At 56.5% G+C, this 26,369-nt stretch carries 26 protein-coding genes; 17 read left to right on the top strand and 9 right to left on the bottom strand.

Annotated elements, in window-relative coordinates:
* Positions 1-161 precede the first annotated feature (161 nt).
* From LARV_RS17560 to LARV_RS17545, 4 genes are read right to left on the bottom strand one after another with little or no spacing between them, the layout of a single operon-like run.
* The gene (locus LARV_RS17560) at positions 162-950 is read right to left on the bottom strand and encodes a DUF1295 domain-containing protein (protein ID WP_075074865.1); all 789 of its coding nucleotides are present in this window, start codon (positions 948-950) and stop codon (positions 162-164) included.
* Positions 951-964: 14 nt separating this feature from the next.
* Positions 965-1,801 carry a DegV family protein gene (locus LARV_RS17555; protein WP_075074864.1) on the bottom strand — a complete coding sequence of 279 codons (837 nt, stop codon included), beginning with the start codon at positions 1,799-1,801 and terminating at the stop codon, positions 965-967.
* 4 nt (positions 1,802-1,805) lie between these two features.
* Positions 1,806-2,150, bottom strand: coding sequence for a DUF4345 family protein (locus tag LARV_RS17550; RefSeq protein WP_075074863.1), 345 nt, complete (start codon positions 2,148-2,150; stop codon positions 1,806-1,808).
* Positions 2,147-2,632 (bottom strand): peroxiredoxin family protein, encoded by a 486-nt coding sequence (locus LARV_RS17545; protein ID WP_083522674.1) that lies wholly within the window; start codon positions 2,630-2,632, stop codon positions 2,147-2,149. The genes LARV_RS17550 and LARV_RS17545 overlap by 4 nt, the downstream gene beginning before the upstream one ends.
* A 223-nt stretch (positions 2,633-2,855) precedes the next feature.
* On the opposite strand from LARV_RS17545, the gene LARV_RS17540 reads away from it, so the two are divergent.
* From LARV_RS17540 to LARV_RS17510, 7 genes are all read left to right on the top strand, one after another.
* Positions 2,856-4,169, top strand: a complete 1,314-nt coding sequence (locus LARV_RS17540) for a MerR family transcriptional regulator (protein WP_075074861.1) — start codon at positions 2,856-2,858, stop codon at positions 4,167-4,169.
* 29 nt (positions 4,170-4,198) lie between these two features.
* Positions 4,199-4,807 (top strand): peroxiredoxin-like family protein, encoded by a 609-nt coding sequence (locus LARV_RS17535; RefSeq protein ID WP_075074860.1) that lies wholly within the window; start codon positions 4,199-4,201, stop codon positions 4,805-4,807.
* Between the two features lie 23 nt (positions 4,808-4,830).
* Positions 4,831-5,778, top strand: a complete 948-nt coding sequence (locus LARV_RS17530) for an HlyD family secretion protein (RefSeq protein ID WP_075074859.1) — start codon at positions 4,831-4,833, stop codon at positions 5,776-5,778.
* 18 nt (positions 5,779-5,796) lie between these two features.
* Entirely contained in the window at positions 5,797-6,969 is a 1,173-nt protein-coding gene (locus tag LARV_RS17525) for an ABC transporter permease (RefSeq protein ID WP_075074858.1), read from the top strand.
* Positions 6,970-6,980: 11 nt separating this feature from the next.
* A complete protein-coding gene (locus LARV_RS17520) occupies positions 6,981-7,709 on the top strand; it encodes an ABC transporter ATP-binding protein (RefSeq protein WP_075074857.1) in 729 nt (242 codons plus the stop codon).
* Positions 7,710-9,089, top strand: a complete 1,380-nt coding sequence (locus LARV_RS17515; RefSeq protein WP_075074856.1) for a cryptochrome/photolyase family protein — start codon at positions 7,710-7,712, stop codon at positions 9,087-9,089. It begins immediately after the preceding gene.
* 142 nt (positions 9,090-9,231) lie between these two features.
* Entirely contained in the window at positions 9,232-9,477 is a 246-nt protein-coding gene (locus LARV_RS17510; protein WP_075074855.1) for an SHOCT domain-containing protein, read from the top strand.
* Between the two features lie 71 nt (positions 9,478-9,548).
* Here the strand turns inward: LARV_RS17510 and LARV_RS17505 are convergent, their stop codons facing one another.
* Entirely contained in the window at positions 9,549-10,589 is a 1,041-nt protein-coding gene (locus tag LARV_RS17505; protein ID WP_075074854.1) for an AraC family transcriptional regulator, read from the bottom strand.
* Between the two features lie 134 nt (positions 10,590-10,723).
* Here LARV_RS17505 and LARV_RS17500 point away from each other — a divergent pair, with 134 nt between their 5' ends.
* From LARV_RS17500 to LARV_RS17485, 4 genes are all read left to right on the top strand, one after another.
* Positions 10,724-11,341, top strand: coding sequence for a hypothetical protein (locus tag LARV_RS17500; protein ID WP_152031839.1), 618 nt, complete (start codon positions 10,724-10,726; stop codon positions 11,339-11,341).
* A gap of 33 nt (positions 11,342-11,374) precedes the next feature.
* Entirely contained in the window at positions 11,375-11,749 is a 375-nt protein-coding gene (locus tag LARV_RS17495) for a hypothetical protein (protein ID WP_075074852.1), read from the top strand.
* Positions 11,750-11,800: 51 nt separating this feature from the next.
* A complete protein-coding gene (locus tag LARV_RS17490) occupies positions 11,801-12,319 on the top strand; it encodes a flavodoxin domain-containing protein (RefSeq protein WP_083522672.1) in 519 nt (172 codons plus the stop codon).
* Positions 12,320-12,464: 145 nt separating this feature from the next.
* Positions 12,465-13,448 carry a hypothetical protein gene (locus LARV_RS17485; RefSeq protein WP_075074850.1) on the top strand — a complete coding sequence of 328 codons (984 nt, stop codon included), beginning with the start codon at positions 12,465-12,467 and terminating at the stop codon, positions 13,446-13,448.
* 4 nt (positions 13,449-13,452) lie between these two features.
* On the opposite strand, the gene LARV_RS17480 is transcribed toward LARV_RS17485, so the two are convergent.
* Positions 13,453-14,424 (bottom strand): phosphodiester glycosidase family protein, encoded by a 972-nt coding sequence (locus LARV_RS17480; RefSeq protein ID WP_075074849.1) that lies wholly within the window; start codon positions 14,422-14,424, stop codon positions 13,453-13,455.
* A gap of 420 nt (positions 14,425-14,844) precedes the next feature.
* Here LARV_RS17480 and LARV_RS17475 point away from each other — a divergent pair, with 420 nt between their 5' ends.
* Positions 14,845-15,423 carry a DedA family protein gene (locus LARV_RS17475; protein ID WP_075074848.1) on the top strand — a complete coding sequence of 193 codons (579 nt, stop codon included), beginning with the start codon at positions 14,845-14,847 and terminating at the stop codon, positions 15,421-15,423.
* 103 nt (positions 15,424-15,526) lie between these two features.
* On the opposite strand, the gene LARV_RS17470 is transcribed toward LARV_RS17475, so the two are convergent.
* The gene (locus tag LARV_RS17470; protein WP_075074847.1) at positions 15,527-16,924 is read right to left on the bottom strand and encodes a hypothetical protein; all 1,398 of its coding nucleotides are present in this window, start codon (positions 16,922-16,924) and stop codon (positions 15,527-15,529) included.
* Positions 16,925-16,936: 12 nt separating this feature from the next.
* Positions 16,937-17,872 carry a hypothetical protein gene (locus LARV_RS17465; protein WP_075074846.1) on the bottom strand — a complete coding sequence of 312 codons (936 nt, stop codon included), beginning with the start codon at positions 17,870-17,872 and terminating at the stop codon, positions 16,937-16,939.
* A gap of 226 nt (positions 17,873-18,098) precedes the next feature.
* Between LARV_RS17465 and LARV_RS17460 the strand changes: the two genes are divergently transcribed.
* The 5 genes from LARV_RS17460 (at position 18,099) to LARV_RS17440 (ending at position 23,902) form a co-directional block, all read left to right on the top strand.
* Positions 18,099-20,003, top strand: a complete 1,905-nt coding sequence (locus LARV_RS17460; RefSeq protein ID WP_075074845.1) for a carbohydrate-binding domain-containing protein — start codon at positions 18,099-18,101, stop codon at positions 20,001-20,003.
* 172 nt (positions 20,004-20,175) lie between these two features.
* Positions 20,176-21,036, top strand: coding sequence for a polyphosphate polymerase domain-containing protein (locus LARV_RS17455; protein ID WP_083522671.1), 861 nt, complete (start codon positions 20,176-20,178; stop codon positions 21,034-21,036).
* Positions 21,029-21,670, top strand: coding sequence for a DUF4956 domain-containing protein (locus tag LARV_RS17450; RefSeq protein ID WP_075074844.1), 642 nt, complete (start codon positions 21,029-21,031; stop codon positions 21,668-21,670). The genes LARV_RS17455 and LARV_RS17450 overlap by 8 nt, the downstream gene beginning before the upstream one ends.
* A gap of 136 nt (positions 21,671-21,806) precedes the next feature.
* Positions 21,807-22,496 carry a response regulator transcription factor gene (locus LARV_RS17445; protein WP_075075290.1) on the top strand — a complete coding sequence of 230 codons (690 nt, stop codon included), beginning with the start codon at positions 21,807-21,809 and terminating at the stop codon, positions 22,494-22,496.
* Complete coding sequence (locus tag LARV_RS17440) at positions 22,493-23,902, top strand: ATP-binding protein (protein WP_075074843.1); 1,410 nt, start codon at positions 22,493-22,495, stop codon at positions 23,900-23,902. Before LARV_RS17445 ends, LARV_RS17440 begins: the two co-directional genes overlap by 4 nt.
* Before the next feature lie 86 nt (positions 23,903-23,988).
* Here LARV_RS17440 and LARV_RS17435 read toward each other — a convergent pair whose 3' ends face one another.
* Positions 23,989-26,217, bottom strand: coding sequence for a heavy metal translocating P-type ATPase (locus LARV_RS17435; RefSeq protein ID WP_075074842.1), 2,229 nt, complete (start codon positions 26,215-26,217; stop codon positions 23,989-23,991).
* Between the last annotated feature and the right edge of the window lie 152 nt (positions 26,218-26,369).

Here is a 26,369-nt window from a genome sequence, read left to right as displayed (position 1 = left end):
TAGGTGGCTAACTATTAACTGGCTGAATCGTATTCCGGACGATTGTTTCTGTCAAGAACATTGGCCCGGAGAGGATAAACATCAACCATCGGGGAGCATTGTCTGAGGAAACAAAAATCCGCCTCTGCCGGCGGATCTTTGTAAATCCGAACAAACCGGGTTTACTTTTTTCGTGGGAACCAGGGGATGAATGCGCTGGTCGACTGGATATATTCCAGATACCCCGGCCGGTCGATTAACGTTTTTTCAAGCAGCGTTACGCCCGAGACGCGCAGCAGGAAGAGCGTCATCAAAACGGGACTAAAAATGGACCATCCGCCGCCTGCTGCGGCTGCGATCAGGTAGTAACCCCACCATTGGGCCGAATCGCCGAAGTAATTGGGATGGCGGGTGTATCGCCACACGCCGCTGGAGAGAATCTTGCCTTTATTTTCAGGATTGGCTCTGAAACGCGCCAACTGAAGATCCCCCATGGCTTCGAAAAAGAAACCCACCGCCCAAAAAATGACGCCCAGAAAATCTAGGGGACCCATTGGGGAAGGCTGTGGAAAATATTGGGCTGCTAAAAGAGGCGCGGAAATCATCCACAATAAGATACCCTGAAGCAAGAATACCCGAAAATAACTTTGCCACCACCACCGGCCGCCAGCCTCTCTGCGCCATTTTTGATAGCGAAAATCCTCGGGTTTTCCCCAATTGCGCAGCAGGATGTGGATCGACAGCCGCAGCCCCCAAATCGTTACCAGGCCGGCGATCAACAATTTACGCGCTAAATATCCCGCCGGTGTGAGTGCAAAGAACAGCCAGCCAGCAATGACGAAACCGCTTCCCCAAAAGATATCCACGATGCTGGCGTTATTCAGGCGCAGGCTGACCAACCAGAGCAGGGTCATCAACCCCAGCGTAACTGCCAGACCGATGGCGTAGATTTCCAGGAAGGAGATGGACATGACGTTTTACTCCATTATTCTTTCGAAACGCAGGCGAAGCCGACCACCCCGGGACCGATATGGACACCCAACACCGGATTGATCATCTCAAACAAGGTTTCCTTCTCCGGCAGCAGGTGCCGCACTTTATCGCGTAATTCCAACGCCTGTTCGAGGGTGCCTGAATGCAGGAAGCCTATTCTTTCGAAGGGACTGAGTATAACCAGCATTTCCAGCAAGCGAGCCTGTGCAACCCGGTGGGTGCGAACGCGTTCCACCCCTGAAACCCCGGCATACATTTTTAGAATGGGCTTGATCTGCAGGAGGTCACCGATGGTGGAAATGACGCCGTTCATCCTACCGCTGCGCCGCAGGAAGTGGAGGGTATCCAGGGCAGCCCAGACATGCGTGCGCTGGATTTGATCTTCCAGTACGGGCAGAATCTCGCTTACGGATTTGCCGGCCAACGCCATCTGAGCGGCGGTTTGCACCAGAAAGCCCGTGCCCAGGCTGAGCTGGCGTGAATCGAATACAGTGACCGGTACGGATGTGGTCTCGGCAGCGGCCGTGCGAGCCACATTCACAGCCGCGCTGAGCGTTTCGGAGATGTGGATGGACAGAATTTCGCTGGCGCCTTCCTCGGCCAGCGCATCGTAGATGGCATGGAATTTGGCCGGAGAGGGAACGGCCGTTGAGGGATGCTGAGAAAAATGAGGCAGCTTCTGATAAAAGGCTTCACGTGAGATATCGATTCCATCCGCAAGATCCTGGTTATTCACGTGGATATAGAGTGGAATAACGGTAATGCCCAATTGGGAAATGATCTCGGCTGGTAGATCACAGGTGCTGTCGGTGAGTATTCGAACGCTCATCTTCTTACCTCAGAATGAGAATGATCCCGAAAACGATCTCGATCGCCAGGCTGATCAGGTTCGATGAGGAGGTGGAACGATCGATAAAGATCGAAACCAGCCGCACCAGAGCGATGGTCAGATAGCCAAGGCCCAGGACCCGGTAGGCGGTCGCCCCGAACAGGAATGGCGCAATCCCGAGAGCGATAAAAAGGGCGCCGAAAATGGCGCGAATCTCGGATATGCCGCGCGGCCCTTCAGCAATGAGACCTGTAAATCCATAGATGGCAGTTGGCCTGACCAACGCCAGAAAGCCTGTGGCGGCAGTCCCCAGCGCGGCGATCATTTTAAAGATCGTCAGCAGGTTCATGGATTTGTTCCTTCCATGGTATTCAAACCATCCAGCAATACGAATAATTCTTCATTTTCCGGAATATCGGACATCGAATGGCCGTAGTGAACGAATCGGGCAATTCCTTCCCGATCCATGATTACCTGGGCCGGCATACGTCCCAATTTGAAGAGGTTGACTTCCTGACCGTACCTTTTGAGCACGCTGGCCCGCGGATCGGGTAAACCGATGAACGGTAAATGATTGTCGCGCCAGTAGGCAGCAAAGGCGTTGGCATCTTCCGGACCGATTACCACGATCTGTGTATTCCTCTGGACAAACTTGTCATAGTCTTGACGCAACTGCGCCATATGCCGTTGGCAGAAGGGTCAGGTAAAACCGCGGTTGAACACCAGCAGCAGGTTCGAGCGTCCTTTGAAATCCGACAGACGAACTTCCTGGTTGCGAAAATCTCGAAGGATGAAATCGGGGGCCGGAGCATTCAGGTCAACTTTGGGCATTGCTTTCCTCGTTTCGTAATTCTCATTCTTGGATCGAAAGGTGATCGTTCTGCCTGTACAAATCAAGGATAACAAAAATCGGACCTTTTGTCAATATATTGTCTAAATACTATATTGACAAAATATGGATTTTTCCTTATAATAAAAAGGAAATCGACAATGTAAAGCCAGATTTTTCACCAAAACGTCAAATAGGATAGAAAGAACGCTTCAAAGAAACGTTATGGAACCCATCAGCCGAATTGCGATCTATAACCTGAGCGCTGTCATGAAGGAAACCGGGCTGCAGCCGGATGTGATCCGCGTCTGGGAGCGGCGTTATGGATTACCCAAACCACAGCGAACTGCCGGCGGCCATCGGCTGTATTCCGAATATGATGTGGCGACTCTCAAATGGCTTCACGCGCGCCAAATAGAAGGCTTGAGCATCAGTCGAGCAGTTGAATTGTGGAAGGAGCTTTCCGCAGCCGGCCATGACCCACTCCAGGGGTACCTGCCGACGATTGAGGTCCGCGAACCAGCGCCACCTGCCGAAGAAGATCACCTGGACACGCTGCGCACGGAATGGCTGAACGCCTGCCTGGTTTTCGACGACTCTAAAGCGGAAAACACCGTCAATCAGGCATTTGGGATTGCGTCGGTGGAGACGGTATGTTTTGAGATCTTACAGAAAGGCGTTCGGCAGATGGGCGATTGGTGGCATCAAGGTCAGGCAACGGTACAGCAGGAACATTTCGCCACGGGGCTAGCGATTCGCCGCATCGATACATTAGTCAGCACCACCCCCAACCCGACCCGACAGCAAACCGTGTTGGTCGGCTGTCCGGCAGGTGAGTGGCACAGCTTCCCGATCCGGTTGTTAACCCTGCTCCTGCGCCGGCGGGGATTGAATGTCATCTCATTGGGTGCCAATATTCCGCTGGATCAGATGCAGCAAACCGCAGCATCCATTCGCCCGGACCTGGTTGTGCTGGCAGCCCAACAACTCACCACTGCGGCAGCCCTGCGATCCGCGTCTGTTTTGTTTCAACAGGCTAAAATCCCCATGGCGTACGGCGGATTGATTTTCAAACGCATTCCGGGGTTACGCGAGAAAATCCCGGGTTTTTACCTCGGCGACACACTCGAAAACTGCGTGGAAAGGGTGGAGGAATTGTTGGCTGATCCGGTGCATTATCCCGAGTCGACTTTCGTATCTGAAACCGACCTGGAAATTGCCGCGCGCTTCCGAGCCAAATGGCCGCAAATCGAAATGCGCTTGATGGCAGGCTTGCAAGAAAAAAGCCTGGCCAGCGAATACATGGCCACAGTCAATGCTTTCTTTGCGGAGGGCCTGGCAGCAGCGCTTGAGTTGGGCGATCCGGCCTGGATGGAAAACGACCTCGCGTGGGTCGGCCAACTGCTGACCGGCCGGCAGATTTCCATCCGACGGTTGAAACCCTACCTGGATGCCTATCGGGAGGCGATCGAATCCGAAATGGGCGAGTCGGGTATGCGAATTACCGGCTGGTTGCGCAATTATCTGGACGGGAATTAAGCATTCTCGTTCCTGGAAGGGAAAATAACATGCCTAAAAAACAACATTTCGATTTCAACCATAATGCTCCGGACGTAACGCTTCTAAATACCGTCGGAGAAGCCGTTACCCTCTCCAGCCTGTGGAAGGAACGTCCCCTGCTGCTGGCTTTCACGCGACATTTTGGTTGCACCCAATGTAAGGAAATGCTCGAAGAATTGGTCTCCGGAACGGAGCAGATTTCTCGGGCAGGTCTGGGGATCGTGGTCATCTTGCAGGGAACACCTGAAACAAGCGCCGAATTCGCCCGCCAGTATGCTCCAGGATTGACCTGCCTGGCGGATCCGGAAAGAAAGGCCTTCCGGGCTTATGGCCTGGAACGCGGCGATCTTTTCCAGACGTTTCTGAACCCAAAAGTCTGGTCGGCGGTATCCCGTTCGCGCAAGAAAGGATATATCGTCGAACCGCCGCCAGCCGGGCAGGATGCCATGCAAATGTCAGGCACCTTTATTATCAACCGAGATGGCAAAATCGTTTTGCCTTATTACTATGATCACATTGCCGACCACCCGGCCCTGGATCTGTTATTGAGCGGCGTATTATCAACCGGCTGGAACAAACCCTTCGATGGCCCACTTGGGCCAGGCGTCCAATCTTGATTTAATTACCTGGAGAGAATCAGATGAAGAAATCGTTTTTATTCATGATTATTTTTACGGCGGTCCTGAGCCTCACGGCCTGCAACGTCAATTCCAATACAACAACGGCGGAGACACAGACGCCTGAACCGCAAGGATTGATCGCTGAAGGCCGGTTGATTCCAATCAACTCGATGGAACAATCCTTTAGCCTTTCGGGCCAGGTGATCGATGTTTTGATCAAGGACGGCGAACAAGTTCAAGCCGGGCAGGTTCTGGCGCGTCTGATGGTAACATCGGATGCGAAATTAGCACTAGCGCGCGCCGAGCAGGAAGCTTTGTCCGCTCAGCAGGCATTGGATGCCCTGCAGGCTTCGGCGGATCTCAATCTGGCGCAATCCCAATTGAGCTGGTTGAGGGCCCAGGACGGGGTCGATCAGGCTCAGGCAAGTTTCGATGCGAACAGCTCGGATGAGAACAGAGCTTTGCTGGATGCTGCGGTAGCTACCGAAAAATTAAACGAAGAGGCCTACCAGAAAATTAAGGATGGCCAGGGTGTCGACCCGGATCAACTGTCTGCAGCCCAGGCGAGAGTAAAAACAGCCTCCGCTGCCGTGGACGGCGCTCAGGAATTTATCGATGCCCATGTGCTAAAAGCGGCGATCACTGGCCGTGTGGTCGACCTGGCAGTGCAGAGCGGGCAGCGGGTCGCCGCCGGGACGTCAATCTTGCAAATCGTGGATTTTTCCGGTTGGAACATCGAAACAGACAATTTGACAGAGATGGAAATCCCGAAGGTCAGTGTCGGCCAAAAGGTGGAAGTCGTGCTGGATGCGTTACCCGACATTCCTTTGCAGGGCGAAGTGACCCAGATCAATGCTCGCTTTGAAGAAAAGCGCGGTGATATCACATATACCGCGACGATCCGATTGGAGCAAAGTGATCCGCGAATGCGCTGGGGCATGACCGCCGCCGTTCATTTTCTCCCCTAGACTGACAGGAAAAAGACCATGCGACAGATTTTATCCATATCAAGTTTCCTCGCGATCAAGGAAATTTGGCGCAACCGCGGACGTTTTTTGTTGGTCAGCCTGGTAATTGCCCTGATCACATTGCTGGTGTTGTTCATTGCAGCGCTTGGGGAGGGCCTGGGTAACGGAAACCGTGAATATATCTCCAAAATAGATGCCCAGTTGATCGTTTATCAGGCCAGGTCGGATACGCTCATTCAGGCCAGCCGTTTGGGGCGTAACCGCCTGGCGGCTGTACGGCGCGTAGATGGCGTTGCGGACGCCGGAATGCTGGGCACAGCCAGCACCAATGTGGTATTGACGGCGAATGTACCTCAGTTGAAGGTGGCGCTTCTGGGTGTGGAACCTGGCAGGCCGGGCGAGCCGCAGGTTGCGTCAGGCCGCCAACTCAGCACCGATCTGGCTCAAGAAGTCATCCTGGATCGCAATACAGCCCTGCGCAGCAAACTCGGCGTCGGCGACACATTGACGCTGCGGGTGACGCAGGGCACCCAGGATGAATTTTACGATTTGCGGGTGGTTGGAATCGCCGACGGCCAGCAATTTTCCCTGCAACCCTCCATATTTGTTCCCTTCTATACCTGGGATCGAATCCGTCCGAAATCCGAGGCCGAGGTCAACAGTTCGAACCCGGTTGCCAATGTCATCCTGGTTAAGTTGAAAGATCCAGCTCAAATTGAAACCGTGAGCGCCCGCTTGGCATCCCAGGTGGATAACATTGAGATTGCCACAATTCAACAAGCCATCCAGGCCTTGCCGGGTTATTCAGCCCAGCAGAGCACGCTCAATACCCAGGGGGGATTCACCCTGTTCATTGGCATTCTGGTCATCGGCGGTTTCTTCCAGATTCAGATTTTGCAAAAAGTATCCCAGATTGGTGTGCTCAAAGCGATCGGCACAACCAATCCAATCGTGGCGGCTGCGTCTGTGATCCAGATTGCCGTGGTCACGATTGCCGGGGTGGCGATTGGCGGGCTGCTGACATTCCTGTTCTCTCTCTCCTTCCCGCCCACCATACCGATCGTCTTCAATGGCACGACATCCGCGCTGGCTGTGATTGCTTTGCTGCTGATCGGGCCGCTGGGTGGGCTGGTTTCCATTCGTCACGCCGTGCGCATCGAACCGCTCAAGGCGCTGGGATTATCTTCTTGATGGATGCGACTATGACAGTTTATGCTCTTGAAACCAAATCGGTGATCAAAACCTATACCAGCGACTCGGGGACCATTCAGGCTGTCAACGACGTCTCCTTACAGGTTTCAGCCGGCGAATTCGTTGCCCTGGTGGGCCCAAGCGGCTCGGGAAAAACGACCATGCTCTCCATGTTGGCTGCGCTGTTGCAACCTACTTCCGGTCAAATCTTGCTGGACGGGCAGAACCTGGCTGCCATGGGTGAGGTGGATCGCGTGTCCATGCGCCGAAAGAAGATCGGTTTCACATTCCAGGCCAATAACCTGGTACCCTACCTGAGCGCGCTGGAAAATGTGGAATTGATGCTGCGCCTGAATAACCAGCTTGATAAGACTGGCCGGCTGCGGGCTCGTGAGCTGTTGGCCCGCCTGGGTCTGGGCGAGCGCCTGCACAACCTGCCGGGGCAGATGTCGGGCGGACAGCAGCAGCGTGTGGCGATTGCCCGCGCATTAATCCATAATCCAAGCCTGGTCCTGGCGGATGAACCCACTGCCAACCTGGATACGGAACGCGCATTCCAGGTGGTCGAGACATTCGCTGGCCTGATCCACGAACAGGGCCGCGCCGGCATAATGGTCACTCACGATCTGCGCATGTGCCAATATGTGGACCGCATATTACAGATGCAGGACGGCAAGCTGGTGCGCACTTTCGCCAGCCGGGATGAGATCTTATCCCTGGCCAGGGGCGAACGGCAGTAAATGAACATCTGGTGGATCCGGCGCGATCTGCGGCTGGAAGATAACCCGGCGCTGAGTGCTGCAATCAGGGATGGCGCCGGGGTGCTGCCGGTTTTCATCCTGGATGAACGCTTGCTGGCGAATCCGGCGGAAAAACGCCAGGCGTTTCTCTTCGCCGGGCTGCGCGAATTGGACGCCGATTTACGCCGTTTGGGATCCAGGTTGATCGTCCGCAGCGGCGATCCTGTGGTCGAACTCGAACGCCTGGGCCGGGAAGTTCCGATCGAGAGTATCTTTGCCGAGCAGGATGTCTCACCCTATGCCCGCCGGCGGGATGCGGCCGTTGCCCGGCAACTGAAGCTGCAATTGGTTGCGGGTTTGAATATTCAGCCGGTATCGGCCGTCCTGCGGGCCGATGGAAGGCCGTATACCCTGTTTACACCCTATAGCCGCGCCTGGAAGGCGCTGCCGGCCAACGATTGCATATTACCGGCTCCAATCACACTGCCATTGGTTCCAGACATCAATTCGCTCGATTTACCCGATTGGCCGGCGCCAGACGGTTTTCCGGCGGGTGAACGCGAGGCCAGGCGCCGTCTGGCGAAGTTCCTGGATGCTCCGATTTACGATTACGCTGTCGGACGCGACCGGCTCGATCGGAACAGCACATCCGCGCTTTCGCCGTATTTGCGTTTTGGCATGCTGTCGGCGCGTCAGGCAGCCGCGGCGGTGCGGCAGGCTGCCGGAGTTGCGCCGGATACCGCTTCGCGCGCGGGTTGCGAAGCGTGGTTGAATGAATTGATCTGGCGCGATTTCTTCCAATCTATCCTGTATCATTTTCCGAATGTGCTCGGGAATGCTTTCAGGACGGGATCGCACAGCATCTCCTGGCGGGATGATATGCGGGATCTGCAGGCCTGGCAGAGCGGCCTGACGGGTTACCCGGTGGTGGATGCGGGCATGCGCCAGTTGGCTGCAACGGGTTGGATGCACAACCGCGCTCGCATGATCTGTGCTTCGTTTCTCGTCAAGCACCTACTGATTCACTGGCAGGCCGGGGAGCGTTGGTTTATACAGAATTTGATCGATGGCGATCCGGCGGCGAATAACGGCGGCTGGCAGTGGGTTGCCGGAACCGGAACAGACGCTGCGCCTTATTTCCGCATCTTCAATCCGGTATTGCAGGGCAGGAAATTCGATCCGGACGGTCATTACGTGCGCCGCTGGTTGCCTGAACTGGCGGATGTTCCATCAGAGTATATCCACACCCCCTGGAAGATGTCCAACACCGGTCAGCAAGAGTTCCATGTGATTCTGGGGCAGGATTATCCAACCCCGATCGTCGAACACGATTTCGCCCGGCAGCGAGCCTTCCAGGCGTATACCGGTAAATTTGCCTGACGCCTTTCGAATTGGATCTTCGAGGATGATGCATCTTTACAAATTCTATACGATTTGTTTATAAATTCTTCACAATTTCCTGCTATATTATTCTCTAAAGGGTCCATCCAGACCTGGATGGAATTCGAAAGAGAGGTTTCAAATGATGCACGGTTGGTATGGTGGTTTTGGTTGGATCGGAATGATCCTGGGCGCTGTCATTTGGCTGGCCCTGCTGGTGGGTATCATCCTGTTGATTGTGTATGGGATCCGCCGGCTGAGCCGGGGCTCAAGTTCAGCGACTTCTTCGTCGAAATCAACCGCCAAGGAGATCTTGCAGGAGCGGTATGCCCGGGGTGAGGTTACCCGCGAGCAATACCAGCAAATGCTCGAAGATCTGGGTAAGTAACAGCGATCGGATGTAAACGCGAACAGCAGAGGAAATTTACCTCTGCTGTTTACGTTTCCATCCCATTGAAGCTACTGGTAAATCGTCGGATAGGTGTTTTCGCGATATTCCCGCGGGGTGACGCCTGACCATTTCTTGAAGGCTTTGCGAAAGACGCTGGGAGCAGAAAAGCCGAGCAGATAGGTGATTTGTTCCACGGTGTAATTCTCGCGCAGATATTTCTTTGCCAGTCGTTCGCGGATGTCTTTGAGCAGATCGCTAAACACGACGCCTTCTTCTTCGAGCCGGATTTGGAGCGTTCGGACGCTGACTGCCATTTCGCGGGCCACTTTCTCGATCGACAGTGACCGGTCGTCCAGCCGCGACAATATGATCCTGGTCACGGCGCGGGTGGTAGCGGTCTTGCAATCCATTTCAGCCAGAAAGTCCTGAGCGTAGGTCTCGAAATATTGCAACAGGGCAGGATTGGCCATCTTAACCGGGATCCGGGCAATGGCCGGATCGATGGTCACCGAATTGTGTTTCTGGTTGAACAACACCGGGCAACCAAAGATGCGATCGTATTCCGCGGTGGAGTCGGGCTGCGGGTAGATGAAGGTAACCTGAAGCGGGTTGAGATCGAGGCCGGACAGGCTGCGCAGGATGCGCACGCAACTGGCAAAGGTGGCTTCGTAACAGTGGCGGGTCATGTGGGGGGCGTGCGGCGGGGAGAAAAAGATAAACCGCATCCGGTTGAAACCCGGCTCGGCTCTGGCATCGATCAGGTTGCCAATGATGCGTGAATAACGCCCTGATTTTTCGAATGCCTCGCCGAGCGTGCGGCAATTCATCATCAGGTAGCCCAGGATGGACCAGCTTCCCGCCTCGGCGTATTCTCCCATGTGCAGGCCAAAACAGGGGTCATGGGTGTACAACGCGGCCTGATCCTGGATATGCAGGTAGACCTCGATGGGGATGCGCGCATCCGGAGATTTAACGCTGGCCGGTTCGACGCCGATCGAGTGCAGAAATTCGTCGATGTCCACCTTCAATGCGCTGAGGTAAAGAAACATCTGCGACAGGACGCTCACCGAGACCGTGATCGGTTCATGAGAGAATAATTGTTGAACCATATGCTCGATATTATCATTAACTGCGCGAATCGTCACAAAACCTGCACAAAAGATCATCCTCAAATCGGCCCTTTTGACCTATGATCAAGATGTGAGAATTCTGGTTTTTGAAACAAAAGAAGGAGGCAGGGATGATGAGAGAGGCGACAGGAAAAGTCGCGGCCTGGTTGGGCATTGCCGCCGGATTGGCCGGGATCGAGCATGGATATTTCGAAATTCTACAGGGCGGCGCCCGCCCTGAGAGCCTGATGATCGCATCGATGGGAACGCCGTGTATTCCCGAGCAGGCCTGGAACCGTTGCGAACCGGCCCTTACCCTGCTGCCGACTTTTCTGGTCACCGGGATTGCGGCCTTGATCCTTGGATTGGTCATCCTGGTCTGGTCGGCGGCGTTTCTGCGGCGGAAATCCGGCAGTTGGATTTTGATGGGATTGTGCGGCGCACTGCTGGTGTGTGGGGGTGGTTTTTTTCCACCCTTGATCGGCCTGGTGGGCGGCCTGTGCGGCCTGGCAATCCATAAGCCGCTGGATACCGGCGCGCCCGGCAAGTTCATCGCTTTTGCGGCGAAAATTTGGCCCTGGCCGTTGGCGCTGCTGATGGTCTGGCTGGTGAACCAGTTCACGGTGGGGTATTTCTTCAATGATTTCCTGCAAAGATTCATGGCTTTTGGCGTGGTGTTGATCCTGCTTTTGCTGCCACTGTCCGTCCTGGTCGCTTACGCGCATGACCGGGCGCGGCAAGGGGCGCGTTGATTCGATCGAGAAGCTCACAGGAGGGAATTGGCGATGCAAACGTTAACTCGTTTCTTGACTCCGGCGATTTTGTTCGGGCTCACGCTGGCCTTCGGATTCTGGCTGAGCCGGTCCGGCCGGTCATTCAATGCCCTGCTTTTCAACCTGCATAAGCTGATCGCTTTGAGCGCTGTCGTTACGGCCGGGCTGCAGTTCGCCCGGCTGTTCAAAGAACAGGCGCCTCTGGCCGGGTTGACCCTGATGGTGGTCGCGGGGTTATGCGCGCTGGCGTTGTTCGTCACCGGCGCGCTTCTCAGCCTGGCGAAACCGGCGCCAGTGTTTGTCCTGCGCATCCACGGGATCGCGCCGTTCTTACTGCTCATCTGTTCGGCGGCAAGCATTTTCCTATGGATGCGGAGCGAGTTGTAGACTCGTGTTGTATACTTTTAGAAGAAGATGGATGGAATAAGGAAACGAAAAATGAACGACAAAATTCTGGTGACCTATGCGAGCAAATATGGTTCGACCCAGGAAGTGGCCGAAGCCGTTGCGAAGACGTTACGCGAGAAGGGACTGAACGTCGAGTTGCAGCGCGCGGCAAAAGTCCAGACCATCGAACCCTATAGCGCGGTCGTTCTGGGCGCGCCGATGTATATCGGTCACTTTCACGGCGACGCGCGCAAGTTTCTGGCCCGTCATCAAACAGCCCTTGCGACCCACAAGACGGCTTTCTTTGCATTGGGCCCCACCGAAGACAACGAAAAAGATTGGATTGAGACGCGCAAGCAGTTCGATCAGGAGTTGGCGAATATGCCCTGGTTCAATCCCCTTGCGCGGGAACTTTTCGGCGGGAAAATGGATCCGGCGCGGTTTCGTTTCCCGGACAACCTGCTCACCCTCCTGCCAGCCAGCCCCCTCCACAACATGCCAGCCAGCGATGCCCGCAATTGGGATAAAATTCGCGCCTGGGCGGAAGGCCTGGCAGAACAATTGATATAGATCCAGTTTTGGGAATCCTGTTCCTGTGATCGATTTTTTAATCGTTCTGAGGATGGGCAGGTTTTGTTTTCGTCCCACCCTTTTCTTCTTGCGAGGCGCCTTGAATAATTCCTGAAAGAATTTAAAAAAACCTGAAGGATGAAGGATGAGTCACTGCTGCCCCACTGAATTTTCATTGAAGGATCTTTATCAATCCACTGAAATGTTGTTGGCTGCCCGGCCGGATGCTGTGGCCGCTTACCGTTTACAAAGGGATGTTCTCCGCCTGGATGAAACCGCCCCAGAGATGCAACGTCTGCGGGCGGCGGCAAGGCAATCTGGCTGGGTTCGGCAGGTGGAGGCCACTCAACTCGAGGATGGTAGTTGGGGACGCTTCCACACCCAGGATTCGCGCATCAACCCTGTTTTTCGCACCAGCGAAGAAGCCCTCCATCGCGCTCTGGCGCTGGGGCTGGACATTCACGACGAAGTCCTGCAGCGCGCTGAAGCATATATTTTGCAGGTCATGAATGGGGAGATAACGATTTCCGATCCGCCCGAGAAGAACGACCGCGTTCCGCTTGGCATTCAACTGATGACGGGTGGCTGGCTGGCGCGACTCGACTCCGGCCATCCGGAGATGGAAAGGCATTGGCGGTACTGGTTCGACGTCGCCCGGCGGGCTTTCGCATCGGGGCGCTACTCCCAAACCGATGAAGAAACGGCTTATCCAACCCTTTCGGGGGTTAAGGTGCCAAAGGGTTTTCTGCGCAGCCAGTATGCGCTGTGGATGCTCGCGGCGCGGCCGCTGCCGGCGGACCTGGATGCGGAAGTTACGAACTGGATCTGGAATAGACCCGACGGCATCTATTACATGGGTGTCTGCCTAAACGACTGGCAGCAAGAGCAGGCGAGCATCTGGTTTCGTTCGATGGACCTGTTGAGCGGCTTTTCGAGCTGGCGCGAGGTGGCCATGCCGGCCCTGAACAAGCTTTGGCGACAACGGGATGAGAGCGGCCGTTGGAATTTTGGCCCGCAGTTGGCCCACTGCGCCGAGTTTCCGCTCTCAGAAAACTGGCGAACCCGGGCCAGGCGCCAGACAGATTTCTCGGCCCGGGTTCTCGGATTGCTGCGTAAAGTCTTTGATTGATACTTTACGACCCGATAAAGAGGATATCGCTTGTGCCGCGCTCTTTATTCTTGCCAAGCGGATTGTTGACCACCCGGCCCATGAAGTACATCGTCGAAGAGCCGCCGCCGTCGATGTTGTAGGCATCCGTGCAGCCCAGGGATTGGAAGATCCCGGCAAATTCGGCCAGGGTTACACCCCGGCTGTAACCTGGGCTGCGCCCGTCCACCACCACAAAGACGAAATGATTGGCTGAAATCATGCCCACCCCGGTGCGCGGATTGCTGCCCTGGATGGAGTGATTGCCGAAGTTGGTGTCGATCTCGACATTGCCCAGGTTGGCGGCGATCTGAGAATTTTCGAGCAGGGCCGGCCCAAAGGAAAGCGTATTCCAGACCCCGGCGGCCAGCAGTTCTTCCGCGCTGGTCTGGGTCTCATCATAGATCTTCATGCTACCGTCAAGATAGAACGCCAGGCCGGTGCGAGCGGGTTCATCGCGGTAGATGACGCCGTTGCGAATTTGAATGCCATCCGTGCGAAAACCGTAATAATCACCGTTTACTGCAAAGATGGCGTTGTTCTCAGCAGCGATGACCGAAGTATATTCGGTGATGTTGCGGCCGAACTGGTTGTTTGCAAAAGCGCTGGCCAGATCGGTCGCGTCTGAAAGGGTGACATCCGCCACGTAATAGGTCACCTTATCCTGACCGCTGCCGGTGGTTACTTCTTTAATCGAAATCGAAACCGAATCGCTGACATAGTTCCAATCATCGGAGCTGACGGCGGCGTTGGTTGCGCTTTGCGCGGCGGCCCCGGCTGTGGCCGTGCTACCGGCCAGCGCCGGCAGCGTTTCGGAAATGGTCTCAGAGTACGCGCTGACGTTTGCAATTTCGACATGCTGGATCAAGTATCGATCGGCTAATAAATAAGCAATAAGTCCCAATAAAATGAGAACGGCGCTGACAATCTGGAAGATTTTTCTTTTTGGGGAATGCATAGTGGAAGTTCTTTCTGAATCTCGAATGCGATTGGAGGTCCGGCCTGGCCGGGATATGTCCTCCGGATGAACCCTATATGCCGTATTTTATGGAGAAAGCCTCTGCAACGGGTTTAAATTTTGTATAAAAAGCAAGTGTTTATGGCGAAAAATCCTCAAAATTGCCGCTCCGGCTTTCGATCCTCGAAGAATCTAAACCAACTTTAAACCAATTCCGGTTCTCAACTGTCTACACTCGACTTATGAGAAACCTTCGTTTTGTCGACGATACCCCGGAACGGTTCGAAAAGCAGGCAGACACGCAAAGCCGCTCCTGCCCGGGGCAGGCACTCTGCAGGTTGCCCCGATCGATCTTTCCTTTTGGGCAGTCCCGGTCGGATTGGAAATGCAAATCATCGAACCAGATGGGAGGTAACCCAAATGGCGTTTGAAATTCTGCAACTTTCCTCATTCGGGTTGTTGCCTTACTGTATTTTGGGTTTGCTGGTGATGGCGGAAGGTCCGTTTGCCACCCTGTTGGGCGGCGCAGCTTCTTCGAACGGCATCCTGCTGCCGGTGCCGGCGTATTTTTCGGTCGTGGTCGGCAACCTGACGGCGGACATGGGCTGGTATCTATTGGGACGGTTCAGCAAGATGCAATGGTTGCTGCGAGTTGCCCCCCGGCTGGGCATCAAACCTCAAACGATCGACCAGTTGCGGCTGGGAATTCAGCGCAACGCGCCGCGTTTGCTTTTTTTGGCAAAGCTTTCGGTCGGGCTGCCCATTCCAACCCTGGTGGCGACCGGTTTGAGCCGGGTGCCGGTGCGGCGCTGGGCCGGGATGCTGGTGTTGGGCGAACTGCTCAAATCGGCTGCCCTGGTGAGCGTCGGCTACCTGTACGCCCAGGCCATTGAGCAGGCTTCGGCCGGCGTGCGGATGGTACTGTGGGCGATGACGGCCATCCTGGTCGTGGCAGGGTTGGTGTGGTACAGGACCCGCAAGAATAAGGCGCGGAAATAAGCCCAAGGAACAACGCCGGGTTAGGTCTGGTTAGCCGATCAATGATTGCGTATAGCTAATAATTGCGAATCCATAGGCCAACCCGGCAAAGAATACCCTTCTTTTATCCCGGCATGGCCGTGATGGTGATTTGGGTGGCGCCGGTGTTTGATGAAATGAGGTTGATTAACAGGGTCTCTTCCTCCCGCACGAAGGTCAGCATCGTCAAACCGGCGTTCTCGATTTGCTGATCCTTTTGCCAGCCGGTTTTATTCAGTTCGCGCAGGTAGAAATCGATTACATCCGAAGTCGAATCCTGGGTTTCGAGCGCCAGGATGTTTTCATTTTGCATCAGAACCGTTGCGTTGGGGTAGGAGGGCAGATCGGCCGGGAGCTGTGCCTCGACCACGGCGGATTCGGTCGGTTGCGGATTTTCGTTGGATGGGTTCACGGTTTGGGTGCTGGTCTCCAGCCGGATGGGCTGTTTCGTCAGGACGGTTTGAGCGATGACCTGCAACTTGCCGCTGCCATCCTCCAGGCGCAGCACCAGAATGCGCCCGCCTGCCGGATCGTCCCGGGAATACGAAAGCACGGTGACCGCAGAGGTCAGATCGGCCGTTTCGGGGGTCGAACCGGGCAGGGACTGCCAGCCCAACGCGGGAAGCTGTTCGGCATAGAATGCCACAGCCTGCGCGCGGGTGACAGCGGCGGTATACCGCAGAAATCCGGGTTGTGTGAGAAGATCGGTTGCCCCGGACGGCACGGGCAGGTCGGCCAGCACGGGCTGGCAGGCAGCCGGTAGGGCCAGCGACTGGACCTGGTTCACCTGATCCAATTCGTAGGTCCAGCTGCGCGTCCCGGTGAACCCGGATGAGGCGATTTCGGCGCTCAACTGGTATTTCACGACGGCGTTAATCTCTTCCGCCCACCAGACCTCGCCGGCGGCTTTCTTCAAGACGCCCTCGGAATCGACCAGCGAGCGTTCGTCGAAGGTGTAGTGGGTCGCGTTCAGGCCGTTGACGGTCTCCTGCCCGACCCTTTTGAGCCCATAAGCGGCCGGCAGGCGTGAAGCCGGGTCAGCGCTCGGGATTTCATCTTCTGAATTGGCTTCCGCCCGGCAGGCGGCGCCGGCGTCGTCCTGAGAGTAGTGGTATCCGCTCAGATACGCTTCGGCGAATTGCAGGGCCGCGCCGTCCGGGCCGGCCTGGTTGACCTGCACGGATTCATCCGCGCCCAGCACGGAGCGGTCGATCGACTGGCTGGTTTCATACGCGGAACCCTGTTTGGAGCCTGTCAGGGTCACCTCCAGCTTCTGCCGATAGCTCTGCAGGGTTTCCAAGCCCTGCCCCGGATTGGCTAAATCCATATCCCCGGTTGCGACACCGGTTGGGCGCTGGAAGGTCGTTCCCGTTTGGGACGGGCTGACCGCGGTGGCCTGGCTGGCGCCCTGGCAGGATACGATTCCCAGGGCAAGGCTGAGAATGACTGCGGTACGATAAATCTTGTGAAGATATGAAATCATGGTAATCCTGGCTCAGTGCGGAAGAAGGGTGAGGGTGGCGGTGTAATCCAGATCGCCGACCGATTGGACCATTTCCAATCCGGCGCCGGTCATTTCGACGGCCTGACTGCCGCCGCCGGCCGGGAAGGTGGCATTGATCTTCGAAGCCAGGGCGGGGTCGCCTTCGGTGATCAAACCCCAGGCGGTACCGACGTTGCCGTCCGCGTCGATGCAAATCGCATCGCCGTGCCGGATCGGGTCACCCTGCCTGGGCAGGAAACTGAGGAGTACATCGATGGTGTCGCCTTCATCGGCCAGGCGTCCGTCCAGTTCGAACGGGCCGCTCATGATCAACGGCGGGACCGAATATTGGACGCATTCGGATGGCTTGCTGAGCGTGATTTCCTCCAGATGCCAGGTCCCATCGCCCTGGTAAATCTGCGAACCCTGGCGATCGCGTTTCAGGGTGCCGGATCCTGTGATATGGGATAGGCTCTGGAAATGTTCGCCCTCCATATCGGCCGTAAATAGCGCCACTTCGGTCAGATAGGCGTCGTAGTCACAGTGGTCTTCCACCTGAAAAGTTTCCTGGGTGGAAGCCAGATCGTCGTTCAGCGTCAGGGTGAGGGTTTCCTGGCCGGGTTTTGTGGCCGTGTAGGTAAATTGGAAATAATAAAAGTCGTTTTCCTGGATGATTTGTTGCGGGGTGACCTGGCCCAGTTGGGCATGGATGTCGACCCGGGTGACTGGCAGCCAGGCAAGCGAATCGGGCAGATCTTCCATGAGGGTGATGCCGGCCGCGCCGTGGAGGGTCAACTGATCTCCGACGCAAACCTTGTCCGGGAGGACGGAATGGATCATGACGCCGCCGGTTACCTGTAGATCAGCCTGGGCGGATTGGCGGGGAGCGGACAGCAGGGATGAGACCAGCACCAGAAGGGCGAGTACATGGATGGGGCGTAGCTTCATAGATACTCCGAGTTTGGTTATTAACTAATTTTAATAAATTATAGCACGGGTTCGAATTCGGCTTTCAGGGAGGACTTGAATAAGACGCAGCGGATGCAGGACTCACCGGGACCGGCAGTCTATACAAAATCTAAACCTGTTTGCCGAAGGAAGACCCTAAAATCAGAAAAACCAAACCAAAATTCGGACCGGAACCGGTCTTGAATCGCGTATGAGGAGAGAACGGATGAAAAAATTTGCATGGATCTGGATCACAATCTTTTTAGCGTTATCCCTGGCGGCCTGTTCGGCAGGTGACAGTACCGGGTTGACGCAGGCAGACACGAGCTTGAGTTCGAGCACGGTTGTAAACGAAAGCAGCGTCGTCGTCGCCAGCGCGCAATCGGTGGAAGAGGCCCAGGCTGAGAACAGCCAACTGCACGAAGAGGCCTCGGATTATACGTGGGATCCTGCGGTGGTCATTCCGATCACCCTGAACGGCGACTCGATCAGCGCGGATGCCACGGATGTAAACATCACCGGCAGCACCGCGATCATTGGATCCGCGGGGACGTACAGCCTGAGCGGAACCCTGACCGACGGCCAGATCATCGTGGATACCCAGGACGAGACCCTGGTTCAACTCATATTGAACGGCGTCGATCTGCACAGCTCGACCAGCGCGCCGATTTACGTGAAGAACGCCAGGAAAGTGGTCATCATCCTGGCCGATGGCACGACCAACACGCTCGACGATGCCCTGACGTACGGGGACGCCAGTTCCGGGGAGGATGAACCCAATGCGGCCCTGTTCAGCATGGCGGATCTGAGCCTATCCGGAAGCGGTTCCCTGGTCGTGAACGGGAACTCCAACGACGGCATCACTAGCAAGGATGGATTGATCATTGCCGGCGGAACGATCACGGTAACCGCGACGGATGACGGCATCCGCGGCAAGGATTATGTGGATGTGGAAAATGGCACCATCACGGTCAACGCCGGGGGCGATGGGTTGAAATCGGATAATGAGGAAGACACGACCCGGGGGTACATCACGATCGCAGCCGGGGTCTTCGATATCAGCGCGGGTGGGGATGCCATCACGGCTCAGACGGACGTCATGATCTCAGGGGGTGAATTTAACCTGACCACTGCCGGTGGCAGCCAGGCAAAGATCGATGCGACCCTGTCGGCCAAGGCGATCAAGGGCGTGGCCAGCGTGGTGGTCGACGGCGGAACCTTCAAAATCGACGCCGCGGACGACGCCCTGCACTCGAATGGCAGCATCACCGTCAATGACTGCACGTTCGATATCTCGACCGGCGACGACGGCATGCACGCCGATGCGGCTTTGACGATCAACAACGGCAGCATCCAGATCAACCAATCGTACGAAGGATTGGAAAGCACCATCATCACCATCAACGCCGGGAGCATTCAGGTTAACTCCAGCGATGACGGCATCAACGGCTCGGGCGGGAATGATGGCTCAGGCACGCAGGCGCAGACCACAGGCCAGACCCAGGGTACACTGCCGGGCGGGCAGCAGAAGCCGGCTGGCGGGCCTGGCGGTCGCCAGGGCGGTGGCCGCGGCCAGGATACGTTCAGCGGCGGCAGCAATGCCACCCTGTACATTCACGGCGGTTGGATTGTGGTCAATGCGTACGGAGATGGCGTGGATGTCAACGGCTCGATCGAAATGAGCGGCGGCACTTTGCTGGTGAGCGGCCCGGTCGAAAACATGAACGGCGCCCTGGATTACAACGGCACCTTCAATATGACCGGCGGTTTCCTGATCGCCGCGGGCAGCGCGGGCATGGCCATGGCCCCGAGCGCCACTTCCAGCCAGAACTCGGTGCTGATCAATTTCAATTCCAAGCAGCAAGCCGGAACGCTGGTTCACGTTCAAGATAGCGCGGGGGCGGAGATCTTTACCTTCGCGTCTGCCAAGGAGTACCAATCGATCGCATTCTCATCGCCGCAGCTCGCGCAGGGTGCCAATTATGCCGTTTCCCTCGGCGGCAGCGATTCGGGCACGCAAAATGGCGGCCTGATTCAGGATGGAACCTATACGCCAGGGATCTCGTACACCGATTTCACCATCTCGAGCGTAGTTACCCAGATCGGATCCGGGGGCGGCATGAAGCCATAACCGGGAAGACTCAATCCAGATCGCGGCGGGCAAACAGGCCCGCCGCGATTCGAATTACCTTTCTCAGGCGCGACGTGTTTTTGCGGCATATACAAAAAATAAACCACTCGTTTGTGAAGGTACGCTATATTCAGGCTAACCGATACGCCCATGCGGCCGGTGGAGGATTGGAATGAAACAAAATACATGGATGCTTTATCCAACACAGGAACAAACCCATCTGAAACCCTGGATTTTACCGTCTGTTCAGGCTGGCGATGGCGAGTTCACTGGCTCGTTGGAGACTCTGGCGGCCGGTTTCGAGCCCATCAGCCTGCAGGAAATGGAATCGGTGGCGCTGCTCGACCGCATCGACACCAAATTCGTGATGCCCGTCCAACAGTTGCTGAAGGCACTGGTTGCCCTGCAAACGGAATATCGCGCCCTGGAAGTGGACGGAGGACGCCTGAACCATTATCGAACGCTGTATTTCGACACCCCCGATTTCGCGCTTTACAACCTGCATGCCAACGAACGTGCGGACCGGTTCAAGGTTCGCAGCCGCGAGTACCTCGATTCAGGCCAGTCTTTTCTGGAGGTCAAACACCGGACGCGCAAGGACCGCGTCATCAAGAGCCGGATGCCGACCGAGCGGCCGGCGGTCTGGTTCGATACCGACGCGCAGCGTTGGTTGAAGGAGGTGTTTCCCTATGACTCTGGAACACTGGAATCCAAGTTGTGGAATACCTTCACCCGGGTTACCCTGGTGAACAAATCCACCTGCGAACGCGTAACCATCGACGTGGACCTGGCCTTCTATACGGCCCGGCGCATTGCCCACCTGGACGGGATCGCGGTGGCGGAAGTCAAACAAGACCGGCGTTCCTGCCCGTCGTCCTTCCTGGCGCAGATGCGCGCCCTCCGGGTTCACCCACAGGGTTTCAGCAAGTACTGCATCGGGACGGCCTTACTCAACGATCAGGTTAAAAAGAATAGTTTGAAAGCCAGGTTGCTCTGGCTGGAACGAAATTCCATTGGAGTTCAGCATGACTGATTTTATGCGATTTATCTTGGGCTTCGGCTTCAATCTTTTGGTCGCGATTCTGTTGGTGCGATTCATCTATTATCCATCGACCCACAACAAGCGCTACGTTTTTACTTTTCTGGCCTTCAACACCATGATCTTTTTTGTATTGAGTTTTATGACCAGCATCGAAATTGGCGTGGGTGTGGGCTTTGGGTTATTTGCCATTTTTTCGATCCTGCGTTACCGCACCGATCCCATCCCGGTGCGTGAGATGACTTACCTCTTCGTGATCGTCGCCCTGCCGGTGATGAACTCGGCCAGTTCCAGCAATAAGCTATGGCCGCAGCTCGTGGTGGCCAATATGGCGATCCTGGGAATCATGTACGTTCTCGAAAAGGAATGGGGTTTTCACTTCGAGGCTTCGAAGCGCATCGTTTACGAGAAGATCGAATGGATCCAACCCGACCGTTTCCCTGAGCTCAAGGCGGACCTGGAACAACGCACCGGGTTGAAGATCAAGCGCGTGGTCGTGGGCAAGGTCAATTTCCTGCGCGATACCGCCGATCTGACTGTTTATTACGACGATGTGGCGCATGAGGGCTGGTTGAACGCCGGCGAACCGGTCGCGATGTATTACAACGGAGACGACTCGGGCGACTAAGGCGGTTTGGGAACGGCGGCGGTGATGGAAAGCAATCTTCTTTTCTCCTCCATAACAACGAAATGGGATGGGTTGGGCGCCCATCCGTTTCGCATTTGGGAAGAAAAGAAAACGAAAGGCTGGCTATAATATCCTTATGTCAAGAAAAATTCTGGTGGTGGACGACACGAAAAATGTGCAGGTGATGATCAGCGACTTCCTGAGCGGGCAGGATTTCGAGGTGCTGACCGCGTCCAACGGGCGCGAGGCGTTGGATGTAGTGCACCAGCGCGAACCGGATTTGATTTTGCTGGACATCATGATGCCAACCATGGACGGCTATCAGTTCATCAGCCAGTTGCGACGCGAGTCGGGTATCCCGGTCATCATGATCACCGCCCGCCAGCAGGAAGCCGATATCATCCACGGTTTCGATCTGGGGGCGGATGACTATATCACCAAACCCTTCCGGCTGCGCGAATTGCTGGTGCGCATGCGCGCGGTCCTGCGCCGGGTGGGAACGCGTGAGGAATGCAAACCCGAATTGATTGTGGGTGACATTTCACTGGATTTCGACAAGCATGAAGTCAAGAAAAGGGGCCAGACCATCGATTTGACGCCCCTGGAATTTCAAGTCTTGGCCATGCTGATGCAGGCTCGAGGCAAGGTCATCCGGCGCGCGGATCTGGCGATTGGGTTGATGGAAAACGGGTACGCCGGCTCCGAATCCACCCTGAAGATCCACATTCGCAACCTGCGCCTGAAGCTGGATGACGACCTGGACCAACCCCGGTATATCGAGACTGTTTTTGGGATCGGTTACCGCTTTCTGGAGGCGGCTGAATGAAGCGATCACTGCAGGGGAAATTGATCTTTTCCTACCTGGTCGTGGCGTTGATCACCGTGCTGGTCGTCTCGGCGCTCATCCGATTGACCTCGGGGCAATCCCTGATGAACCTGGTGGTCGAACAGCAGACCGCCAGTTTGAAGGAAGCCGTGCAGACGTATTACGCCGCCAACGGCTCGCTGGACGACTTTATTGAATACTATACTCAATTCAATCCAGGCGGGGCGCCTAACTCCGCTCAGCAGCCGGGCAACCCGCCCCAACAGCAACAGCCCAACCAGAGCCACGATATCCGCGGACTGCACGGCCTGGTGGACACTCAGTACCGGGCTCTGCTTCCAACTCTGGGGTACGATGTGGGCCAGATCGTGCCGGCCGATAAAGTTCAGAATGCGGTGGCGGTGGAAGTGGATGGGAAGACGGTGGCCTGGATCCTGCCGGACACTAAATTCCAGTTCAAGCTCAATTCGGAAGAAGAGCTCTTCCTTCAGCGCACCACCCTTGCCATTGGGCTGGCAGCGCTGGCGGGCGTGCTGGTCGCGGTTGGGATGGGCTTCTTCCTTTCCAGGCGCCTGATCAAACCGATCCGCCGATTGACCCAGGCCTCGCAGGCCCTTTCGAGCGGAGATTTGCAGCAGCAGGTCCCGGTGACTTCACAGGATGAGCTGGGGCAGCTCACGACGACGTTCAATACGATGAGCGCAGATCTGTTCAAGGCCGATCAGCAGCGCAAACGCATGACCGCGGACATCACCCACGATCTGAGTACGCCGCTGCAGATCATCTCCGGTTATATCGAGATGCTGGAAGGCGGCGAGGTGACTCTGACGCCGAAGCGCATCGAGATCATCAAGACTGAGATCGAGCATCTGCGCCGGTTGGTGGGCGATCTGACCACGCTATCCCAGGTGGAAGCCGGTGGGCTGGAAATTCAACTCGCCCCGGTGCAACTGCCCGATTTATTGGAAAGAGTCTACCTGGCCTACCAGCCCATTGCGGCCCGCCAGGGCGTCGAAATAAAGCTGGATTGCGCTCAGGAACTGCCCGTGATCCGGATCGATGAAGGCCGGATGCTTCAGGTGCTAAAAAATCTGGTCGAAAATGCCCTGCGATACACCCCTCAGGGCGGCGAGATCCGTCTGGGGGCTGAATTGCAGGCCGATCACATTCAGATCAGCGTTCGCGACAGCGGCGCCGGGATCGATGCGGAAGATCTGCCGTATGTCTTCGACCGCTTCTACCGCGCTGACAAATCCCGCGGCGGCAGTTCCGGCAAGATGGGCCTTGGTTTGGCCATCTGCAAGGCGCTGGTGACTGCCCAGGGCGGGACGATCTCTGCCGAATCGGCCGGAAAAGACCAGGGCACGACCATGACCCTGACTTTCAGCATTGCAAGCGGTGGTTGAGACTCTGCAATCCGCCGAAGCCGTCCATTTCAGCGGACCGGCGCCTGCAGCCCCTGACAGACTCTCTGCCGGGCCGAATACCAGAGCTAGGTTAAATTTGCTTTCCGCAGCAGTTGGGCGTTGATGGCAACAATCACGGTGCTCACCGACATCAAAATGGCGCCGATCGCCGGTGAAAGCAGTATCCCGACGGGTGCCAGTACACCCGCTGCCAGCGGCAATGCCACGACGTTGTAACCGGCCGCCCAGACCAGGTTCTGGATCATCTTTCGATAACTGGCCCGGCTGAGGGTAATGATTTTCACGATATCCAGCGGATTGCTGCGCACCAGGATGATACCGGCCGATTCTACGGCCACATCGGTGCCGCTGCCAATGGCGATGCCCACGTCCGCGCGGGTGAGTGCTGGCGCATCGTTCACGCCGTCGCCGACCATGGCCACGGTTTTCCCCTGGCTCTGCAGTTCATTCACCTTGGCGTCTTTATTTTGGGGGAGTACTTCGGCGAAGTAGGTGTCGATGCCCAATTCTTCAGCCACGGCTTTGGCGACTGCCGCGCTGTCGCCGGTAAGCATGGCGACATGCACCCCCATTTCATGCAGCTTCCTTACCGCCGCGCGGCTCTCCGGGCGAACCACATCCGCCATGGCAAACGAGGCGACTGCCTCCGGATGGCTGCCGTCATGAGCGGAACGCAGCAGATGCACCACGCTGTGGCCTTTCCCGCTGGCCTGCAACTCGAATGGTTCCAGGCGTTCGGGCAGGCGCAGTTGCAGCATTTCCAACAGGCGCGGCCCGCCGACGTACAGCCGTCCGCTTTCGCTGTGCGCCATGGCGCCGCGACCGGGGATGGCTTCGAACATGTTCACGGTCGGCAGCGTGAGGTTGCGTGCAACGGCGCTCTCACGAATGGCGCGCGCGATGGTGTGCTCCGAATCGCCTTCCACCGCAGCGGCCAGCGCCAGGGCTTCCTCCTCATTCAAGTTGCCGGTCACCGCAATGGCGACCACACCAAAGCGACCTTCGGTTAGCGTGCCGGTTTTATCGAACAATACGGTATCCACCAAACGCATCTTTTCGAGCGCCAGACGGTCGCGCACCAGGATGCCGTTGGCGGCGCCGATGCTGGTGGTGATGGCGACCACCAGCGGAATGGCCAGCCCGAGTGCATGCGGGCATGCGATGACCAGCACCGTGGCTACGCGTTCGATCACAGTAATGTTGAAACCGGTCGCGATCGTCCAGGCAATCGCAGTCAGGACTGCCACGCCGATGGCGATATAGAATAACCAGCCGGCAGCCTTGTCGGCCAGTATTTGTGTGCGACTCCTGGATTGTTGGGCTTGCTCCACCAGACGCATAATGCCAGCCAGCGCGGTCTGGTTGCCGGTGGCGGTGACCTGCACGCGCAGGCTGCCCTCGCCATTGATGGCGCCGCCAATGACTCGGGCACCGGGTGCTTTGTTGATGGGTCTGGATTCACCGGTGATCATGGCTTCGTTGACGGATGACTCACCCTCGAGCACTTCACCATCCGCCGGGATGCCCGCGCCAGGCCGGATCAGAATTCGCTCGCCGTTGCGGAGCTGGCTGGCCGCCACGGTTTCGGTGCTGCCGTCTGCTCGAATGAGTTCGGCGGTATCCGGCATCAATTTGGCCAGCGCATTCAATGCGCCAGAGGCCTGGCGTACGCTGCGCATCTCGATCCAGTGCCCGAGCAGCATAATATCGATCAATGTGACCAGTTCCCAGAAGAAGTCCATCTGGCCGGGCAGGAAGAGCGTGGCGGCGCTGTACAGGAAGGCGACCGAGATGGCCAGCGAGATCAGCGTCATCATGCCGGGTTGGCGATTTTTGATTTCCGGCACAGCCAATTGCAGGAAAGGCAGGCCGCCATAAATGAATACAATCAGGCCGAAGACAGGCGCCAACCAGCGGCTGCCGGGAAATGCCGGCAGCGATAAACCCAGCATCATCTGCAGGCCGCTGCTGTACAGGATGACCGGGAGCGAGAGGACCAGCGAAACCCAGAAGCGGCGCCGGAACATCTGCTCGTGACCCGTGTGATCGGCGTGCGCCTCGCCATGGTCGGCGTGCCCGATGTTTTGACCGGCCGCAAGGGGAATGGCATGCCCGGCATTTCCGGCTTCGATATCCGGGTGCCTGTTGTGCTGGCTGTGATCCATGCCGACGTGTTCCTGCTCATACGCCGCGGGCTGTGGTTCTGGCCTTTCGGGCATGCCGTGATGCGCGTCGACCCTTTCGGTTTTTTCAGGCTCAGCGTGTGCTGAAGGATGCTGATGATGATCGTTCATCTTCCCACCTTTCGACCTGCCAGGTCAATCCATACGATCGCTCATCTCTTTTGCGACTTGTGCCAAAAAGGCCAGGAGGGAATGGTTCCCCCACTGGCCTTTCGTTAATATACGCTGGTTCCAACCAGGGTGGAACTCTCCCTGGCGCAGGC

This window comes from Longilinea arvoryzae (genome assembly GCF_001050235.1).
Classification (GTDB): Bacteria; Chloroflexota; Anaerolineae; order Anaerolineales; family Anaerolineaceae; genus Longilinea; species Longilinea arvoryzae.
Note: the sequence above shows the minus strand (reverse complement) of the source record. Positions and strands in the feature narration are given on the sequence as shown.

Bases quoted from the DNA above. Each gene is read 5' to 3' on its own strand.
- LARV_RS17560 (WP_075074865.1), bottom strand. From the start codon at position 950: ATGTCCATCTCCTTCCTGGAAATCTACGCCATCGGTCTGGCAGTTACG.
- LARV_RS17555 (WP_075074864.1), bottom strand. From the start codon at position 1,801: ATGAGCGTTCGAATACTCACCGACAGCACCTGTGATCTACCAGCCGAG.
- LARV_RS17550 (WP_075074863.1), bottom strand. From the start codon at position 2,150: ATGAACCTGCTGACGATCTTTAAAATGATCGCCGCGCTGGGGACTGCC.
- LARV_RS17540 (WP_075074861.1), top strand. From the start codon at position 2,856: ATGGAACCCATCAGCCGAATTGCGATCTATAACCTGAGCGCTGTCATG.
- LARV_RS17535 (WP_075074860.1), top strand. From the start codon at position 4,199: ATGCCTAAAAAACAACATTTCGATTTCAACCATAATGCTCCGGACGTA.
- LARV_RS17530 (WP_075074859.1), top strand. From the start codon at position 4,831: ATGAAGAAATCGTTTTTATTCATGATTATTTTTACGGCGGTCCTGAGC.
- LARV_RS17525 (WP_075074858.1), top strand. From the start codon at position 5,797: ATGCGACAGATTTTATCCATATCAAGTTTCCTCGCGATCAAGGAAATT.
- LARV_RS17520 (WP_075074857.1), top strand. From the start codon at position 6,981: ATGACAGTTTATGCTCTTGAAACCAAATCGGTGATCAAAACCTATACC.
- LARV_RS17515 (WP_075074856.1), top strand. From the start codon at position 7,710: ATGAACATCTGGTGGATCCGGCGCGATCTGCGGCTGGAAGATAACCCG.
- LARV_RS17510 (WP_075074855.1), top strand. From the start codon at position 9,232: ATGATGCACGGTTGGTATGGTGGTTTTGGTTGGATCGGAATGATCCTG.
- LARV_RS17505 (WP_075074854.1), bottom strand. From the start codon at position 10,589: ATGGTTCAACAATTATTCTCTCATGAACCGATCACGGTCTCGGTGAGC.
- LARV_RS17500 (WP_152031839.1), top strand. From the start codon at position 10,724: ATGAGAGAGGCGACAGGAAAAGTCGCGGCCTGGTTGGGCATTGCCGCC.
- LARV_RS17495 (WP_075074852.1), top strand. From the start codon at position 11,375: ATGCAAACGTTAACTCGTTTCTTGACTCCGGCGATTTTGTTCGGGCTC.
- LARV_RS17490 (WP_083522672.1), top strand. From the start codon at position 11,801: ATGAACGACAAAATTCTGGTGACCTATGCGAGCAAATATGGTTCGACC.
- LARV_RS17485 (WP_075074850.1), top strand. From the start codon at position 12,465: ATGAGTCACTGCTGCCCCACTGAATTTTCATTGAAGGATCTTTATCAA.
- LARV_RS17480 (WP_075074849.1), bottom strand. From the start codon at position 14,424: ATGCATTCCCCAAAAAGAAAAATCTTCCAGATTGTCAGCGCCGTTCTC.
- LARV_RS17475 (WP_075074848.1), top strand. From the start codon at position 14,845: ATGGCGTTTGAAATTCTGCAACTTTCCTCATTCGGGTTGTTGCCTTAC.
- LARV_RS17470 (WP_075074847.1), bottom strand. From the start codon at position 16,924: ATGATTTCATATCTTCACAAGATTTATCGTACCGCAGTCATTCTCAGC.
- LARV_RS17465 (WP_075074846.1), bottom strand. From the start codon at position 17,872: ATGAAGCTACGCCCCATCCATGTACTCGCCCTTCTGGTGCTGGTCTCA.
- LARV_RS17460 (WP_075074845.1), top strand. From the start codon at position 18,099: ATGAAAAAATTTGCATGGATCTGGATCACAATCTTTTTAGCGTTATCC.
- LARV_RS17455 (WP_083522671.1), top strand. From the start codon at position 20,176: ATGAAACAAAATACATGGATGCTTTATCCAACACAGGAACAAACCCAT.
- LARV_RS17450 (WP_075074844.1), top strand. From the start codon at position 21,029: ATGACTGATTTTATGCGATTTATCTTGGGCTTCGGCTTCAATCTTTTG.
- LARV_RS17445 (WP_075075290.1), top strand. From the start codon at position 21,807: ATGTCAAGAAAAATTCTGGTGGTGGACGACACGAAAAATGTGCAGGTG.
- LARV_RS17440 (WP_075074843.1), top strand. From the start codon at position 22,493: ATGAAGCGATCACTGCAGGGGAAATTGATCTTTTCCTACCTGGTCGTG.
- LARV_RS17435 (WP_075074842.1), bottom strand. From the start codon at position 26,217: ATGAACGATCATCATCAGCATCCTTCAGCACACGCTGAGCCTGAAAAA.